Below are 17,157 nucleotides of genomic sequence, written 5' to 3' on the forward strand. Positions count from 1 at the left end.
CTAGGCTAACCTGACAGAGATGTCTTTGGGTCATGCCGCAGGAGGGTGTTGATATGACAATTGCAGGTCTCAATTTCAGAAGAGTTTTGTTTGGAGGGACGGCTTCGCTGGCCTTGGTTGCAGCCTCAGTCGCGTCGGCGGACGACAAGAAGAAAAAGAAGACCCTTGAGGGTGCGCTGATCGGCGCAGGTGTTGGTGCGATTGTCGGTGACGGAAAAGGCGCAGCGATCGGTGGCGTGGCCGGAGCCATTATTGGACATAACTGGAAGTGATGGTGATGCGTTTTTTCAAATTCAAAATGTCAGTTTGTGCCGCAATCCTGGCGGCTCCGTGTGTGGCTGCGGCCGATGAGGCGGCTGAGCAGATGGTACAGGATGCATTGCCCGTCATGCACTATACCTGCGCCTCGATTGCAGAAGAAGCGGATAGCGACGAAGCCTTTGTTGTGACTGTTGTTGGAAAGATGACGGCCCTATCTCTCCACAATCGCCAGATTAATATCGAAGATCATGCAACCACGGATGAGGAAAAAGCCCAGCTGCGTGAAGCGTTCATAGCCGCGCTGTCGGAAGGATGTGCCGCGGATAAGGATGCCCTTTTGGGTGGCGTGGTCGACAACGCGGTGAAAACGTCGCTGGGACTCTAAGTCATCAATAGTGCGGCGGGCGTTCATCGCCCAAAACGATCCCGCCCGAGCCTTCCTGCGCCCGTTCGCCTTCGCGGCGCATCAGCAATTCGACACGGCGTGTCAAACGATCAATCTCGTCCTGTTGGCGGGTGACGACCGAGTTGAGGTCTTCGACCGTACGGGCAAGATGGGCGATCTGCTCTTCCAGATGCTGCATAGGGGACTCCTGTGTCTTAGGCTGGTCATAGCGACCCGGACAGCGCATGGCCAGCGAAAGCGCGCCTTGCCCCGATGCAGGCCATGGGATAGACCGCGCGCGGAACAAGGAAACTCCCAAGGACGTCCCACATGGCCAAGCCCAAGAAACAGCCCCGCCCCAAGGCCGTAACGCCAAAAGGGTTCCGCGACTATTTCGGCCAGGAAGTCACGCAGCGCACCGAGATGCTGCGGGCTATTGCGGACGTCTATCATCGTTACGGGTTTGACGCCCTGGAAAGCAGCGCGGTTGAAACCGTCGAGGCGCTGGGCAAGTTCCTTCCTGACGTAGATCGCCCGAACGAGGGTGTGTTCGCGTGGCAGGAAGTTGACGAGAATGACAAGGGCGACTGGATGGCCCTGCGCTATGACCTGACCGCGCCTTTGGCCCGGGTTTACGCGCAGCACCGCAACGATCTGCCGACGCCTTATCGTCGTTATGCGATGGGACCAGTCTGGCGGAACGAAAAGCCGGGGCCGGGGCGCTATCGTCAGTTCTATCAATGCGATGCGGATACGGTGGGCACGGCCTCGATGGCCGCTGACGCCGAGATTTGCGCGATGCTGTCGGACACGCTTGAGACCGTCGGCATTCCGCGCGGCGACTATCTGGTACGGGTCAATAACCGCAAGGTTCTGAATGGTGTGCTTGAGGCGATGGGCCTCGGCGAAGACGCCACTGCCCGCGACAACGTTCTGCGCACCATCGACAAGTTCGACAAAGTTGGCGAGCAGGGCGTGCGAGAGCTGTTGACCAAAGGCCGTCTGGACGCCTCAGGCGCGTTCATTGATGGGGTTGGTCTGAGCGAGGATCAGGCTGAGCCGGTGATCGCGTTTCTAACCTCCAAGGCCGCCGAAACCGCCGGAACGCTGGCCAACCTGCGTGCTGCTGTTGGCGACAGCAAGATCGGTGCGGACGGGATTGCGGAGTTGGAACAGATCGGTGCGCTGCTGGATGCGGGCGGGTACGGCGCGGACCGGATCGAGATTGACCCTTCGGTCGTGCGCGGTCTGGGTTACTATACCGGGCCGGTATATGAGGCTGAGCTGACTTTTGAGATTTTCGATGAGAAAGGCCGCAAGCGGCAATTCGGATCGGTTTCGGGTGGTGGTCGCTATGACGATCTGGTCAAACGCTTCACCGGGCAGGAAGTTCCGGCGACCGGCGTCTCCATCGGCGTCGACCGTCTGCTGGCTGCCCTACGTGAAAAAGGCAGGATCGCCGCACAGGCCACGGGTCCTGTAGTCGTGACCGTTATGGATCGCGACCGGATGGCCGACTATCAGGCGATGGTGGCGGAACTGCGCAATGCCGGTATTCGGGCCGAGGTCTATTTGGGCAACCCCAAGAACTTCGGTAATCAGCTGAAATATGCGGACAAACGGAACTCTCCGATTGCAGTGATCGAGGGCGGTGACGAAAAGGCCAACGGGATCGTTCAGATCAAGGACCTGATCCTGGGCGCGAAGATTGCCGAAAGCGCCACGCTCGAGGAATGGAAAGAACGCCCCAGCCAGTTCGAAGTGTCACGGGGTGATCTGGTCGCCAAAGTGCGCGAAATTCTGGACAGTCAGGACTGACCGATGCCCAACCGTTCCCAGATACAGGCCCGCGCCGCGATGATGCGTGTCCGGTTCGAAGCTGCCGGGGCGCAGGTTGTGGATACGCCCCTGCTGCAACCGGCTGAAACATTGCTGGACCTCTATGGCGAAGACATCCGCGCGCGTGCTTACGTGACTTCGGATGCGTTGCGAGGTGAGCAGATGCTGCGCCCGGATTTCACCTTGCCCGTCGTGCAGATGCACATGACCGACGGGGCTGAACCCGCGCGCTATACCTATTCAGGTGAAGTGTTTCGTCGGCAAGAGCATGACCCGGATCGGTCCAACGAATACATTCAGGTCGGATATGAGGTTTTTGAGCGCAATGATCCTGCAGGGGCGGATGCCGAGGTGTTTTCGCTGTTTGCCTTGCAATTGCGGGGGCTGCCCCTGCGCGCGGCGACCGGTGACATCGGCATCCTGACGGCGGCTGTTCAGGGGCTGCGCACCACGGATCGGCGCAAGGCCGCTTTGATGCGCCATTTGTGGCGTCCACGTCGGTTCCGCGTGCTACTGGACCGGTTCGCCGGGCGAAAGCCCGAGCCGGAGCACCGCACAATGCTTTTGGAGGCCGCAGACCCGATGGGGTTTGAGGTTCCTATGATCGGAAAACGCCGCGCTGCCGAGATCGAGGCGCGCATCGACGCGTTGCGCGAAGATCGTGAGACGCCGCCGATTTCCGACAACGAGCTTGCAGGCCTGGAATCTCTGCTGACCGTTCGGGAAACCATGCCCTTCGCTTTGGAGCAGTTGCGGGATGTGGCCGTCGACCTGCCTCAGATCACCCCGGCGCTGGACAGGCTTGAGGCGAGAATTGCCGCGCTGCAGGCGCGTGGTGTTGATGTGAGCCGGCTGGATTTCGAGGCGGCCTATGGGCGTACGTCGATGGAGTACTACGACGGGTTTGTCTTTGGGTTTTATGCCGAAGGACGACCCGATTTGCCACCGATTGCCACCGGCGGGCGTTACGATGCGCTGACACGTCAATTGGGCAATGGGGCCGAAATTCCAGCTGTTGGCGGCGTGTTGCGCCCGGACCTGATGCTGGAAATCGAGGAGGCCGCGCAATGAGCTTGAAACTGGGCGTGCCCTCAAAAGGCCGATTGATGGAGAAAACCTTCTCGTGGTTCGAAAAGCGAGGCATCACATTGTCGCGCAGCGGATCAGACCGGGAATACGCTGGTAAGGTCGAAGGGATCGACGGCGTCTCTCTGATCCTGTTGTCGGCGGGTGAAATCCCCCGCGAACTGGCAGCGGGGCGCATTCATCTGGGGGTTACCGGAACCGATCTGGTGCATGAGAAACTACCACGCTGGGAGCAACAGATTGAAGAGATATCGCCGCTTGGTTTCGGCAAAGCCGATCTGATCATTGCCACACCTGCCTGTTGGGTCGATGTCGAAACCTTGGACGATCTCGATGCTGCCGCTGCAGCGTTTCGCAAAACCCACGGGCACCGGTTGCGGATTGCGACCAAATACCACCGATTGGTGCGCGAGTTTCTGACGGACGCGGGGGTTGCTGATTACACTCTGGTCGATAGCCAGGGCGCAACCGAAGGCACCGTGATGAACGAAACCGCCGAGGCGATTGCCGATATCACCTCGACAGGTGAGACATTGCGCGCAAACCACCTAAAAATCCTGTCGGACGGCCTGATCCTGCAATCACAAGCCACGCTGTGGCGTAGTAGGGTTGCCAGCTATGGTGTGGGTGAAAAAGAGGTTCTTTCCGAACTGCTTGACCGGCTGAACTGATTACAGCACGCCGATGTCCGCCAACGCGCGATTCAGATCGTCGGGCAGAGAATCATCCTCGGCCCGTCCTTTGGGAAGATCGGCAGGGGTATCTTCGGGTTTAAGGTATCGCCACCCTTGGAACGGGCGTTTCAGAGCGTTCTGTGTGCGGTGCACCTCAGGGTCCAGCACGATGGCGCAGCGGCGGATACCGTCCTCGCCGCGCACTTCGTCCATCCGTAGGATCTTCTGGCGGCACTGTACAACACCCTTGATCACCCAATAGATTGATCCGCCGTTCAGAATCTCGGCCTCGCGCTTGGGCCACATGCGGGTGACGTGGCGCGGCAAGCCGTCTTCATAAAGCGGCTTGCGGCTGTCTTGCCACTCCATCAGCGTGTCGACGCTTTCCGATCCAACCGAAAGTTTTATGAGGTTTACGAATTTATCCACAGCTTTCCCACAGAGTCGTCCATCGACTATCTATCCATTGTAGCCCATGTGCGATTGTCATCAAGGTATAGTGGGTGATAGTCTGGATACCTCTTTCAGAATAGGGAATCACCAATGAGCCGCTTTGCCGCCCCCATCGCCGAGCAGATCTGGGACATGAAATATCGTTTCAAACAGGCTGATGGCACGCCCATTGACCAGACGGTCGAGGACAGCTGGCGGCGTATCGCTCGCGATCTTGCGCAGGTTGAAAAAGACCCCGCGCATTGGGAGCAGAAGTTCTTCGAAGCGCTGGAAGATTTCAAATATCTGCCCGCTGGCCGTATCACCGCAGGTGCAGGCACTGCGCGACGTGTGACGCTGTTTAACTGCTTTGTTATGGGCACGGTGCCGGACAGTATGGGCGGTATCTTTGACATGCTGAAAGAGGCCGCGCTGACCATGCAGCAGGGTGGGGGGATCGGCTATGATTTCTCGACCATCCGCCCACGTGGCGCGGATGTGCATGGTGTAGCAGCGGACGCGTCGGGGCCACTGTCGTTCATGGACGTTTGGGACGCGATGTGCCGCACCATCATGTCCGCAGGTTCACGCCGTGGCGCGATGATGGCGACCATGCGCTGTGATCACCCGGATATCGAACAGTTCATCACAGCCAAATCTGATCCCGCACGCCTGCGCATGTTCAACATGTCTGTGCTTGTCACCGATCCCTTTATGGAAGCTGTCAAAGCCGATGGCCCGTGGGAGCTGGTGTTCGACGACAAGGTTTATCACACCATTCAAGCGCGTGATCTGTGGAACAAGATCATGCAGGCGACCTATGACTATGCCGAACCGGGCGTGATTTTCATCGACCGGATCAACAAGGCCAACAACCTCAGCTACGCCGAAACCATTGCGGCGACGAACCCATGTGGCGAGCAGCCGTTGCCGCCTTATGGCGCGTGCCTGCTGGGGTCGATCAATCTGGCCCGCCTTGTGGTCGAACCGTTCGAGGATGCGGCCCATCTGAACGAGGCTGCCCTGCAAGAGCTGGTCGCGACAGCCGTTCGCATGATGGACAATGTTGTGGACGCGTCGAAGTTCCCGCTGCCCGAACAGGCCGCCGAGGCGCAGGCCAAGCGCCGTATCGGGCTGGGTGTGACCGGGTTGGCGGATGCTCTGCTGATGCTGGGTCTGCGCTATGGCTCGGACGAGGGCGCGCGTCAGACCGAACGCTGGTTGAAAGCAATTGCGCGCGCCGCGTATCTGGCGTCGGTCGACTTGGCGAAGGAAAAAGGGGCGTTCCCCTTGTTTGATGCCGAGAAATACCTGGAAAGCGGCACGATGCAGCAGATGGATGATGATGTGCGCGATGCGATCCGCGAACACGGTATCCGCAACGCTTTGCTGACTTCGATTGCACCGACCGGTACGATTTCTCTCTATGCGGGGAATGTGTCGTCAGGGATCGAGCCGGTCTTTGCCTATGCCTATACGCGGAAGGTCCTGCAAAAGGATGGCTCGCGCACTGAAGAAGAGGTCGTGGACTACGCCGTGCAGATGTGGCGCGACAAGTTTGGCGACAAGGAACTGCCAGACTATTTCGTCAACGCGCAGACGCTGTCCCCCTCCGATCACGTCAAGATGCAAGCGGCGGCGCAGAAATGGATCGACAGCTCGATCTCAAAAACGATCAACTGCCCCGAGGACATCAGCTTTGACGCTTTCAAAGATGTCTACATGCAGGCCTGGGATCAGGGGTGCAAAGGGTGCACGACCTATCGTCCGAACGATGTGACGGGGTCCGTCCTGACCGTGTCAGAAAGCGAAGACAAAGCGCCGGGTGAAAGTGCAAGCGCGCCGCATGAAATTGATGGTGGCGACGTGATCTACATGTCGGAGCCGCTGGATCGCCCACAATCTCTGGAAGGGTCGACCTATAAACTGAAATGGCCCGATAGCGAGCACGCGATCTATCTGACGATCAATGATATTGTCATTGGTGGCCGTCGTCGTCCGTTCGAAGTGTTCATCAACTCGAAGAACATGGAGCATTACGCCTGGACGCTAGCGCTAACCCGAATGATCTCGGCCGTGTTCCGCCGGGGTGGGGATGTGTCTTTTGTTGTTGAAGAACTGAAGGCCGTGTTTGACCCGCGTGGTGGCGCATGGGTTCAGGGCAAGTATATCCCGTCGATCCTGGCCGCAATTGGTGGCGTGATCGAACAGCACATGATCAATATTGGCTTTCTTGAGGGCGAGGGCATGGCGCTCAAATCCGACCCCCAGGCGCAGGTCGTCAACATGGACGCGCCACGCGGCAAAGCCTGCCCATCCTGCGGCCAGTACGACATGGTGATGATCGAGGGCTGCATGACCTGCCGCAGCTGCGGTCATTCAAAATGTGGCTGAGGCTGCAGTGGCTGACGTCGTGTGGCGTGTCACGCGAGATGACCTAAACGTTTCAATAGGTCATTTTTTGTAAATCAGATGAAGAAACGGCCTCGGATGTAATCCGGGGCCGATTGATTTCAGGTTGGAACTGGCGAACATGGATGCTCGCCTGCCAAATCAGTTCCCGTCCCCTGCATCGGGATTGGGCTTCAAGATTGGCCAACGGCGCCCCGATGCAAGATCTGGATGGCGTGGCTCCGATTCTGGAGCGCCGTACTCGTCTCGGAGCTGGTCTATGAGGTTGAGACAGCGGGCGGCAAGAGAATCCTCGCCGCCTCTGCCCGTCATCGCCAGGAGCTTTCGACGCAGCTCGGTCGCTACAATCGGAACGATATCGTAGGCACCTTGCCAATCTTCGGAGGGAACGCGCTCAGAGACAACGCTTTCGATCGCCTGCCGACCCACGTATGATTGCCCGGTTTCCGTAGTGAAACCGATCAGCATCACCAAACCGTCCACGCCAGGGTCTTCGGCAATTGCGCTAGCTAACGAGGCAAGCTGCTTCGTTGTCGGTCCATCCTTCAGGAGGTCGTGGACATAGGCGCGAACCTCTGAGAACTCCGAGATTAGGCCACCCAATTCGCGTTGCCAATGCCATCCGTCGTATAACTTGCCGTCGAGAGCTCCGCTGACGGTCAAGTCAACAAGGCGGCGCGCGGCGGATACGGTGTTGAACCTCATCGCGGTCGCTCGCCACTGATGGTTCTGATAGAGACGCGGGTCTTCTTCTGCGAGCGTGAAAGTCACGCCTTCTGCGTCGTCCGAACAGGAAGCGGAGAGTCCGCCAACCATCTCTTCGAGCATTCGTGGTTCGCGCTGCGCGTCCGGCATGCGGCGCACGATGGCGGGCAGACCGGTGACAGGTGTGGCGAATGGCAAAAGGCGCAACCAGTCGCGTAGCTGATACGCGTCGCTTTCAGTCAGAATCCAAGTCTCCGTCTTGGCCGCCTCAAATGTTTCAGCTATGCCGTCGGCTACGAGCTTGATGTTGATGCCCTCGCCAGAGAGGACCAGCGACAATAACAAGGCTGCGCGCGCTTGCCTCGGCGCGAGAGAAATGAGCTTCTGGATCGTCGCGTCACGCTGGCCATGGGGGAGGCGTGCTCCGACAATGCCTAGCGAAACTGCCAGCTTGGCATGCGCATCCGACGAACTATCGACAATCAAGGTCTCGATTGCGCCGAAGATCGCCTCTGCTTCGACCGATGTCGCATTGGGGTCGGCGACGAGGGCCTCCCGGCGTGCTTCCACGCGCGAGAAATCTACGCCGATGCGGAATTTTTTGTCGTCCTTGGGTTCGTTCGCCTCAAACCACTGGGCAGCCAGCACACGAGCCGCCAACTCGCCAAAATGCTCATCCGTCAAGTACTCATGCATCAGCATAGCTGTCTCTTGTGCATTGATCGCCATGAACGCCCGTTGGTATTCGTGCAAGTGTGGATGCTGCGCTTCGTGCACCGCGTCTCTATCCCTCCAGCCGCTCGCGGTAGCTTTTTCGCGGAAAGCTCGATAGCGACGTAAATTGTCGTCAAGCATTCTCTTCAAGATTGTAAGATGTTCGACGGACGGCGCGTGGCTCATCATCGTTGCAATGGTGGCTATTCGCAAACGCTTCTCATCCCCAGCGGCAAGCATGCGCTCGGCCCATTCGCGCGCCAACACGCCGATTGCGGTCAACCCTTCCTCATTGAAGGGTCGCGCCCGGTCTTCGTCACCATAGGTCCCACGGGAAAACAGCTCGGCCAGTTGGACGATATCCTCATTGTTAGCGTTTACTGCCCGCACCTGAACGGCGGCCACCAAACTTGCGCCCGGTGTGTGACCGATACGGGCGCGCAGACCGTGATAGCGATCTCCCGCAGCCTGATTGTATTTTCCGTTAGCGTCGCGCACGACCTTCCTAGCAGTAAGGTACGCGTCGATTAGCCGACCAACAGCAATTGGTCCAAGCACTGAGGAGGCAGCTTCAGCGTGGTCGTCGTGGCGATTTGTTTCTTCAAGGGCAATTCCAAGCAGTTCGTCGTCCTCAAGGACGAACCCGGCGGCGGCAAGAATATTATCCGCGCCGTAGATGAGCTCGCGGCGTTCACGCACGCGGCGCAGCAACCCGACAGCGAGAGCCTGTGGATAGCGATTTCTTACTTCGTACAATAGATACCTATCGCCATCGCGCTTACGGTCGAATTCCATTTCAGCAACAATCTCGGTAACGTCGGCGTAGCATTCATCTCCGCCTGGCGAGTAGACGAGTGAAAGCAGGCGCTCAATGTGCGATATTCCGCCAGTACTGCGCCGTTCGCGCGCTCTCTGGAGTTCCTGCTGGACGGCGTCAACGGCAATGTGGTCGAGGTAGCCCTTTTGGGCGAGGATGTCGTAAGTCGCTTCGCCCGCTTCCTTTATTAAGTCAGCGACGTGGCGATCCGCCCGTCGAAATGATAGCGCATCGACAACCGTCGCTTTTACCTCCGGATCGCTGTCACTCCTTGCGATTGCGGTCGCAAGGTCGAGGCCATCATTTCCGCTGTTCGCTGCGATTTCATGCAGTACATGCTTGCGGATTTCCGATGGCAGCGATGCAATTCGCGTCGGTGTGTCGTTCCCAAGCACGGAAGGGCGAAAATGCTTCGCCGCCCGGAGCGCCGGCAGGTGCACCTGATCGTCCGCGTGTGTGACAAGCGGCCAAACAAGGTCGCTGAATTCCGGCCTGCCGGATGCAATCATGAAACGCACCGCGCGATCGACCTTGCCTGGCGCGTGCCACTGCTCGGCAAGGTTTCGCATATCGGTGCTGATCGGTACCCCTACGGCATGACGGGCGCGAGACAAGTCGGGCACGTTCTGCTTGAGGGGAGGCGTCGTGGCGTAAAATACGTGGTGACCTCCATGTGTGTTGGCGGAGGCATGGGGGCGGCAGCGTTGTTTGAAGTCGCCTAAGCCATGTTTCCTGTCACCCGGAATTGGTGATACCTCCTGAGGCGTTATGACCAATGTCGCGCCAACGATCCTTTCCACGGTTTCCAGCCAGTTTGTCGATGACTGGCTGGCGGCGCTGCGTGACCTGTGCCCAGAGGCGCAGATGGCGTCGCTGCTAAACCGGCCCGGTCTGAATGCGGATACGCGCTCGCCGAATGGTCGCGTCACACTGGATCAGATCGTATGTCTCTATCAACTTGCCGCAGTTGAGACCGGTGATGAGATGATGGGGCTTTGGAGCAGGCCCGTCCGGCCAAGGGCCCTGCAACATCTTTTGACGACTGTCAGAGAGGCCACATCTCTTTCATCGGCACTCTACCGATTTTCGACGTTCTGGAACATGTTGCTGGATGATTATCAGTTTGATCTGGAGGACGCCGATAACGCGTTGGTGCTTACCCTGAAACCACTGGGCGAAGTGCCGCTTCAGCGGTTTGGACATATGCTGATCCTCAAACTTGCCCATGGGCTTTTGTCTTGGCTGGCAAGGCATGAGGTTCCGGTTAAGGCCGTTGATTTCGCGTTTGATCGCCCGAACTTTGATCAGGATTACGCGATTATCTTTCCCGCACCCTTTCAGTTTGGCCAACCCGCCACTGCGATCTCCTTCTCCCCGAACGCTCTGGGCCCTGTGCAAGCGCGTAGCACATCTGATCTTGACCGGTTTTTGCAAAACGCGCCCCGGGACTGGATCTTCACCTCTTCGCGCGAGCATACCCAATCGCTACGGGTGCGCACATATCTGGGCCAAACGGGATGGGACGCGGCCACCCTGACCCAGACAGCATCCGCCATGCACATGACCCCGCGCACCCTGATCCGCAGGTTGCAAGCGGATGGCACGTCATTTCAGGCGATCAAGGATGCCCTGCGCCGCGACATCGCGATCCGCGACCTGCAGGCTGGGCGCAAAAGCGTTGAGACAATTGCACATGATGTTGGCTTTTCCTCGGCTGCCAATTTTCACCGGGCCTTTCAACGCTGGACCGGCAGCACCCCCAGTTCGTATCGCAGGACGAATATCTGAGACGCGCTTTTTGTCACTTTTGGACAATACCCTGTCACCACGCGAGATAGAGCGAAGAAGTTTCTCCTGCTAGATTTTGCCTAATACATGGCGTTCTCACCTGGTTCTCCTCTAGAAGCTTGACCCGCTGCCTGCTCAGCAGGTGCCGAAGTGTGGCGTTATGTGAAAAGAGCCGCTCACAAAAGGACCGACCAATGTCAGACAAACTCGCCACCATACTCCAAGCCGCACGCGACCACGCCGAGCAGGTCATCCTGCCCAATGTGGACGCCTGGAACGCCGAAAAGAAGTGGCCCCGTGATGCGTCTGACAAGGCCGGGGCCGCTGGCCTGACGGGGCTCTACGCCCCCGAGGAGTTTGGTGGTCAGGGCTTGCCGCTGTCCGAGGGCATTCAGGTCTATGAACAACTGGGGCTGCCCTAACAGTCCCTTCAATGGAGGTTCTGTCGTTGTTGTTAGATGGCCACCTTAAGAAAGTCGAACTTCTATCGGCTGACCTCAAGTTTCGGTCGGTATTGGTGAACCGCGATGAAGTCGCGAATAAGCTTGGCGCGAAGTCGGGCCAACCGGGATTAACAATTTCGGAGGCGTCACTTGAGTTACGTGTCCTCCCTAAAACCGTGCGATTTCTCTTGTAGGCAAAGGAAACAGATGGCCAATCCGTGTTGGAAACCAGCGGACAGGTTCTTCACATGGGGGTCATGCGCGAACTGGTAGACTACGAAAGCCTGCGCAAGTTTGAGAGCTGCTTTCGAAAACTCTCCGCCATTGACGGCTATTGGAATCGTGAGCCCGAACGCCTACGCAAAAAATTGATCGCCAAAGGTCTCAGACCAGTGTGGGATCCAGAGGTTGCCGGTGCCGAGTTTTACAGGATCTCCGACCTCTAACGACAAATCCTAAAGATTTTCGACCTAGACCGCTCTATTGAGCGGTCTTTTTTGTGGCAAGTGATCTTTTTCGGTGGGCGGGAATGACCTTGCCGTGTGGGTGATTTGACCGCCGGTTTCAAAATGCGGAGAGAATTTCCCCTTATTTTCGGAGAGACCTCCGTGTTACCTGGGTTCTAATGGGTTGGTGCTTCAGTCGTGAAATCCAGCGTCGGTTTCAAATTGGTCTGACCAAAGAAGTGCCAAGCCTGCGTTGAGCAGGTTTGGCATTTTTATTTGAAAGCCCAACAGCACGCAGGCCAAGGACGAACGGGACATAGTGTATTGAAGGTCGCAATTCATCAGGGTTTCCATAAAACGGGCACAACGACGCTGCAAAAGATGCTCTCGAAAAATCGGGAATACCTGAAAGATCGCGTGAATGTTCTATTGCCTGATGACTTGCAAGAAGCCAGCCTGGTCGCGCGGCGGTATGCGGTCGCCCCCAAGGATCGCACCCTTCGCAATTTCGGAGCAATCGTTCGCGAGGCGCTTAAGCCGTTTGCAGACCGAAGTGGCAAACCCCTGCTGATCAGCAATGAAGAATTCGCTGGTTTGATCCCCGGTCGCAAAGGGGTTTGGACATATGAGCAAACGCACGTTCTTTCCAAAACTCTGTTGGATGAGGTTTCGCGCCTGACTGATGCCGGGGATCGCATTATCTTTCTGTTTACGACCAGAAACGCGGCCGATTGGATCAGAAGTACGTATTGGCAAAACCTTCGCAGCCACAGAATCCGCGAGGATCTGTCACAATACGGGAGGGCGTTGCAGCAGGGTGCAGATCTTGAGGCGGTGGTGAGCCGGGTGAAAGAAGCGGTTTCACCGCGTGCCGAGGTCGAATCTGCCAACGTTTCTGGGCTGGGCGATCACGATTTCCCGCTCATCAAGGCACTTTCCATTCTGAATGTGAGATCCGATATGCTCATCACAAGTGAAAATCGGAACGTCCAGCCAGCCGGAGGCACGGACTATTTTCTGGACCTGAACCGATCGAATTTGAGCGATGAAGAGGTAGCGGCCGCGAAACGAGCTTACTTGGACAAGCTGAAGCGGTCGAATGGCATCCATTGATGAGTTGAAGCGAGGGTTGGCCCAGATTGGTACCACTGCCCAATTTTGTTGCTGTAATGCAACGATCAGACGGCTCAAATCGGATGCCCAGATAGGATTGGATGAACCAGAATATCATGGTTTCCGAAATACCGCTGGGAATTGGTGGTGCATGAAGAGCGAATACCCTAGGTATAATTTGCAATTTTAAAACAAATATTTGAGTAGAGAATCGCTTTGCGTTTTCTTGAGGTTGGTCCATCGTCTTTTTTTAAAAACAATCTAAGGTTGAATTTATTTCACTTTTAGTATCAGTTTGACTTGACACACCGGAAACATTTACGTGATTGCTGCACTTCGGTCTCTTTTCCGCCAGATTCTGTCCTGATAAGAAGGTGCAGTAAGCAGTGATTTGTTGAAAGGTACAGGCGGATACAATGACAGCCGGGGACAGCGGTCGCATATCCATTTCGTGGACGCAGACAGAGTTAAACGGACTTGAGGCGGCGCCTCAGTCTTTTTTGAAAATCGGAGCCGCATGGTCGTGGCGTGGGCAGGCTCTTTCATTGGCCAGTCCGGCCGAGCAGGGCCTTGTGTTGTCAGGCCAGGCCGAAGCGTATTCCTCAAAATTGCAAAACAGCATGGCGCCGTCGCCGAATCTGGCGGACGGAGCGCTGGGTCGTATCGTTCTGACCAATGGCGCGCGAAAGTATACGGCGCTCTTGTTTTCGGTTGCCGGAGAGGCAAACCCAACGCTGGTTTTTGAAAACGGGTATCCCGCGCGCGATCAGGAATTCTGGGTCAGTGCGTATACCGAGTTTGAAAGCGAAAGCAATTCCAGCCTCGCGGACCAAACCGTTGTCGCTTTCCCGACGCGGTCGCCGATGGATAAGAGTTGGGAAAACGCAGTTGCGGGCGTCCGAAGCATAGCAGACTAAAACGCCAAGCAGGCCGACGGCATTCGCAAATAGCAAAAAATCCACAGCCGTGTTGACTCCGCCAGTTCTGCGGATATAAGCGCGGCTTCATTGGTGTTGGTGGGCCCCGTAAGGGGATTCCTGTCATGGGGGAAACCTCAAGAGGACAACGCCCTTCATAGTGGCCTGTATGGGCCTCGACCTAAAGAAGGAGATCAGCCGTGACAAAACGCACGTCTGCCAAGTACAAAATTGACCGCCGGATGGGTGAAAACATCTGGGGTCGTCCGAAATCCCCGGTCAACCGTCGCGAATATGGCCCCGGCCAGCACGGCCAGCGCCGCAAGGGCAAACTGTCGGACTTCGGTCTGCAGCTGCGAGCCAAGCAGAAGCTGAAAGGCTACTATGGCGACCTGACCGAGAAGCAGTTCCGCCGCATCTACGCCGAAGCCGTACGTGTGAACGGCGACACCGGTGAAAACCTGATCGGTCTGCTGGAGCGTCGTCTGGACGCTGTTGTCTACCGCGCCAAGTTCGTTGCAACCGTCTTTGCTGCACGTCAGTTCGTGAACCACGGCCACGTCAAAGTGAACGGCCAGCGGGTCAACATCCCCAGCTACCGTGTCAAAGAAGGCGACGTGATCGAAGTACGCGACAAGTCCAAGCAACTGGCTGTTGTTCTGGAAGCCGCTGGTCTGGCCGAGCGTGACGTGCCTGACTACATCGACGCCGACCACTCGAAAATGACCGCGACCTTCGTTCGCGCGCCGGGCCTGGGCGATGTGCCTTACCCGGTCGTCATGGAACCGAACCTGGTCGTCGAATTCTACGCGAAGAACTAATCTTCGCCGAAACCCAGAATTCCAGGGCCGCGCAGTTTGCGCGGCCCTTTTTTGTTTGGTCATGTGACGACGCGTATTGGGTTTGAAGGCTGATCCAGCAAGTTGCATCTCGGGTTTTCAAAAAATATCCACCGAAGTCCCCCAACGGAACGCCTGTATTGGGTGGGAATGCAGAAGTTCACGCTCGGCTTGCGCAAGCTCTATTTTGAACTGAATGCGTCTCAACCTACGAGCAGCCTTGCAGCCAGATCACTGATCAAGCCCGCCGAAGGCGCTGAGTCAAATTGGCAGCGGCCTGCTTTCGGCGATGGCCTCCATCGCAAAATACGAGGTCACACTGTCCAGCTCGACCTTGTCGATCAGCCGTTGATACACCTTGTCATACGACGTCATATCCTGCGTGACGACTTTCAACTGATAGTCATAGTCGCCACCAATGCGGTGAAAATCCACCACCTCGGGGATGGTTAGGACATGGCTTCGAAAGGCCTGTAGCCATTCCGCCGAATGGTGCCGGGTGCGCAGCATAACAAAGACCACAAGGCTCAGTCCCAATTTCTCGCGAGCGATCCGCGCGGTCGAACCGATAATGACGCCATTTTCGTTCAACGCCTTCAGCCGCCGCCAACAGGCATTTTGCGACAATCCGACTCGGTCTGCCAACTCACGCTGCGACAGTGTTGCGTCTGTTTGAAGTTCGCGAAGGATGCGCTTGTCAATTTGATCTAGTTTTTCCGCCATATCGAAGCATATGACACGAAATTTTATAAATCTACCAAAAGAAAGGTGAAGTTTCTGCATGCTCATTCAATCATATTTGATAGTGCAATACGGAGAACTAATCATGACCTTGTCCAAATTTCGCGCAGACCTCCAATCCACCACTCGCAATTCAAGCCTGCGCGATGGGCTGATCGGAGAGAATGTTCTGATCCCCGGTCTGAATGGGGACGTGCCGCTGGTTTATGCGGACTACGTCGCTTCGGGTCGTGCGCTACAGCAGGTAGAGGATTTTGTCGCCCATGAGGTGCTGCCTTTTTATGCCAACAGCCACACCGAAGCCTCCTATTGCGGGTCTTACATGACCCGTCTGCGCCGCGAAGCGCGCGCAGAAATTGCCCGCATTGTTGGAGCAAGGGAAGAGGACGCGGTGATCTTTACCGGGTCCGGCGCCACTGCGGGTCTTAACCGGCTGGTCAGCTTGATGGGAGTTGAAGGGGCTGACCGGCCGGTTGTTTTGATCGGGCCGTATGAGCATCATTCGAACATCCTGCCTTGGCGGGAAAGCAAGGCGCAGGTCATCGAAATTCCCGAAGCGCCCGAAGGCGGCGTCGATCTGAGTGCGTTGGAGCAGGCATTGGTGGATAATGCTGGCTCCGATCTGATCATCGGTTCCTTCTCGGCGGCGTCTAACGTGACGGGCATCATCACTGACCCGGATCCGATCACCCGGCTGCTTAAGGCACATGGGGCCGTGTCGATCTGGGACTATGCCGGTGGCGGACCCTACCTACCGATGGGCATGGGGCCAGAGGATGCGCGCAAGGACGCCATCGTCGTCTCGCCTCATAAATTCCCGGGCGGACCGGGCGCGTCAGGCGTGCTGATCGTCGACCAGAACGCCGTTCGCCGCACCTGTCCCAGTTGGCCCGGTGGTGGCACGGTCAGCTTTGTATCGCCTTGGCGGCACGACTACAGCGATGATCTGGCCACGCGGGAAGAGGCGGGCACGCCCAATGTGATTGGGGATATCCGCGCCGCATTGGCTTTCATCGTCAAGGACGTTGTCGGTACAGATGAGATCGCCAAGCGCGAGGCCCGGTACAATGAAATGGCAATGAAAGGGTGGGGGGACAATCCAAACCTGACCCTGCTGGGCACGGACAACCCACATCGCCTGCCGATCTACTCTTTCCTTGTGCGGGACAACTCCGGCCAGCCGGTGCACCAGCAGCTGTTTACACGGATGCTCAGCGACATTTACGGCATTCAGGCACGCGGCGGGTGCGCCTGTGCCGGCCCTTATGCGCATCGTCTGTTGGATATCGACCGCGAAATGTCCGCCGAATTGCATGCGGCCCTGTCTGCGGGGGAAGAGATGAAGAAACCCGGTTGGGTGCGGCTGAACTTCTCGTATCTGATGAGAGAAGAGACGGTTCAATTCATCATCGACAGCGTTAATGATCTGTCCCGTAGGACAGAGGAATTCGCCCCTTATTACAACGCCGACCCGGCGACCGCCCGCTTCAAAGCGGCGTGACGGAATTGCCGCTTTTCTCAACGCGTTGAGACGGGTATGAGAGG

Annotated in this window: 17 protein-coding genes and 1 pseudogene; 14 read left to right on the forward strand and 4 right to left on the reverse strand. The window is 57.2% G+C overall.

Annotated features, from left to right (window positions below):
* Nucleotides 1-53 precede the first annotated feature (53 nt).
* Nucleotides 54-272: a YMGG-like glycine zipper-containing protein gene (locus DS906_RS08740; protein ID WP_113790029.1), complete on the forward strand. Its 219-nt coding sequence runs from the start codon at nt 54-56 to the stop codon at nt 270-272.
* A gap of 5 nt (nt 273-277) precedes the next feature.
* Nucleotides 278-646 carry a YmgD family protein gene (locus DS906_RS08745; RefSeq protein WP_113790030.1) on the forward strand — a complete coding sequence of 123 codons (369 nt, stop codon included), beginning with the start codon at nt 278-280 and terminating at the stop codon, nt 644-646.
* A gap of 4 nt (nt 647-650) precedes the next feature.
* Here DS906_RS08745 and DS906_RS08750 read toward each other — a convergent pair whose 3' ends face one another.
* Nucleotides 651-845, reverse strand: a complete 195-nt coding sequence (locus DS906_RS08750; RefSeq protein WP_113789804.1) for a SlyX family protein — start codon at nt 843-845, stop codon at nt 651-653.
* A gap of 131 nt (nt 846-976) precedes the next feature.
* Between DS906_RS08750 and hisS the strand changes: the two genes are divergently transcribed.
* The 3 genes from hisS to hisG are packed head-to-tail and all read left to right on the forward strand — an operon-like array spanning nt 977 to nt 4,242.
* Nucleotides 977-2,464, forward strand: a complete 1,488-nt coding sequence (gene hisS / locus DS906_RS08755) for a histidine--tRNA ligase (RefSeq protein ID WP_113789805.1) — start codon at nt 977-979, stop codon at nt 2,462-2,464.
* A gap of 3 nt (nt 2,465-2,467) precedes the next feature.
* Complete coding sequence (locus tag DS906_RS08760) at nt 2,468-3,556, forward strand: ATP phosphoribosyltransferase regulatory subunit (protein ID WP_113789806.1); 1,089 nt, start codon at nt 2,468-2,470, stop codon at nt 3,554-3,556.
* Nucleotides 3,553-4,242: an ATP phosphoribosyltransferase gene (hisG, locus tag DS906_RS08765; protein WP_113789807.1), complete on the forward strand. Its 690-nt coding sequence runs from the start codon at nt 3,553-3,555 to the stop codon at nt 4,240-4,242. The genes DS906_RS08760 and hisG overlap by 4 nt, the downstream gene beginning before the upstream one ends.
* On the opposite strand, the gene DS906_RS08770 is transcribed toward hisG, so the two are convergent.
* On the reverse strand, nt 4,243-4,674 hold the full coding sequence (locus DS906_RS08770) for a DUF1489 family protein (protein ID WP_113789808.1): 432 nt from the start codon (nt 4,672-4,674) through the stop codon (nt 4,243-4,245).
* Nucleotides 4,675-4,788: 114 nt separating this feature from the next.
* On the opposite strand from DS906_RS08770, the gene DS906_RS08775 reads away from it, so the two are divergent.
* Complete coding sequence (locus DS906_RS08775) at nt 4,789-7,071, forward strand: adenosylcobalamin-dependent ribonucleoside-diphosphate reductase (protein WP_113789809.1); 2,283 nt, start codon at nt 4,789-4,791, stop codon at nt 7,069-7,071.
* Nucleotides 7,072-7,230: 159 nt separating this feature from the next.
* On the opposite strand, the gene DS906_RS08780 is transcribed toward DS906_RS08775, so the two are convergent.
* Complete coding sequence (locus DS906_RS08780) at nt 7,231-9,720, reverse strand: hypothetical protein (protein ID WP_233494735.1); 2,490 nt, start codon at nt 9,718-9,720, stop codon at nt 7,231-7,233.
* Nucleotides 9,721-9,909: 189 nt separating this feature from the next.
* Between DS906_RS08780 and DS906_RS08785 the strand changes: the two are divergent.
* The 7 genes and pseudogenes from DS906_RS08785 to rpsD all read left to right on the forward strand — a co-directional run.
* A pseudogene (locus tag DS906_RS08785) lies at nt 9,910-10,047 on the forward strand (acetyl-CoA C-acyltransferase); the annotation flags it as partial.
* 46 nt (nt 10,048-10,093) lie between these two features.
* The gene (locus DS906_RS08790; protein WP_113789810.1) at nt 10,094-11,113 is read left to right on the forward strand and encodes an AraC family transcriptional regulator; all 1,020 of its coding nucleotides are present in this window, start codon (nt 10,094-10,096) and stop codon (nt 11,111-11,113) included.
* A gap of 194 nt (nt 11,114-11,307) precedes the next feature.
* The gene (locus DS906_RS08795; protein ID WP_233494736.1) at nt 11,308-11,535 is read left to right on the forward strand and encodes an acyl-CoA dehydrogenase family protein; all 228 of its coding nucleotides are present in this window, start codon (nt 11,308-11,310) and stop codon (nt 11,533-11,535) included.
* 278 nt (nt 11,536-11,813) lie between these two features.
* A complete protein-coding gene (locus DS906_RS08805; protein ID WP_147235225.1) occupies nt 11,814-12,002 on the forward strand; it encodes a hypothetical protein in 189 nt (62 codons plus the stop codon).
* 381 nt (nt 12,003-12,383) lie between these two features.
* Nucleotides 12,384-13,115, forward strand: a complete 732-nt coding sequence (locus DS906_RS08810) for a hypothetical protein (RefSeq protein WP_113789813.1) — start codon at nt 12,384-12,386, stop codon at nt 13,113-13,115.
* A 416-nt stretch (nt 13,116-13,531) separates the two neighbouring features.
* Nucleotides 13,532-14,032, forward strand: a complete 501-nt coding sequence (locus DS906_RS08815; protein WP_113789814.1) for a hypothetical protein — start codon at nt 13,532-13,534, stop codon at nt 14,030-14,032.
* A gap of 200 nt (nt 14,033-14,232) precedes the next feature.
* Nucleotides 14,233-14,853, forward strand: coding sequence for a 30S ribosomal protein S4 (rpsD, locus tag DS906_RS08820; protein ID WP_113789815.1), 621 nt, complete (start codon nt 14,233-14,235; stop codon nt 14,851-14,853).
* Between the two features lie 279 nt (nt 14,854-15,132).
* On the opposite strand, the gene DS906_RS08825 is transcribed toward rpsD, so the two are convergent.
* On the reverse strand, nt 15,133-15,594 hold the full coding sequence (locus DS906_RS08825) for an Lrp/AsnC family transcriptional regulator (protein WP_113790031.1): 462 nt from the start codon (nt 15,592-15,594) through the stop codon (nt 15,133-15,135).
* Between the two features lie 103 nt (nt 15,595-15,697).
* Here DS906_RS08825 and DS906_RS08830 point away from each other — a divergent pair, with 103 nt between their 5' ends.
* Entirely contained in the window at nt 15,698-17,113 is a 1,416-nt protein-coding gene (locus tag DS906_RS08830) for an aminotransferase class V-fold PLP-dependent enzyme (protein ID WP_113789816.1), read from the forward strand.
* Nucleotides 17,114-17,157: the final 44 nt, after the last annotated feature.

It is taken from the genome of Ruegeria sp. A3M17, assembly GCF_003318255.1.
Taxonomy (GTDB): domain Bacteria; phylum Pseudomonadota; class Alphaproteobacteria; order Rhodobacterales; family Rhodobacteraceae; genus Ruegeria.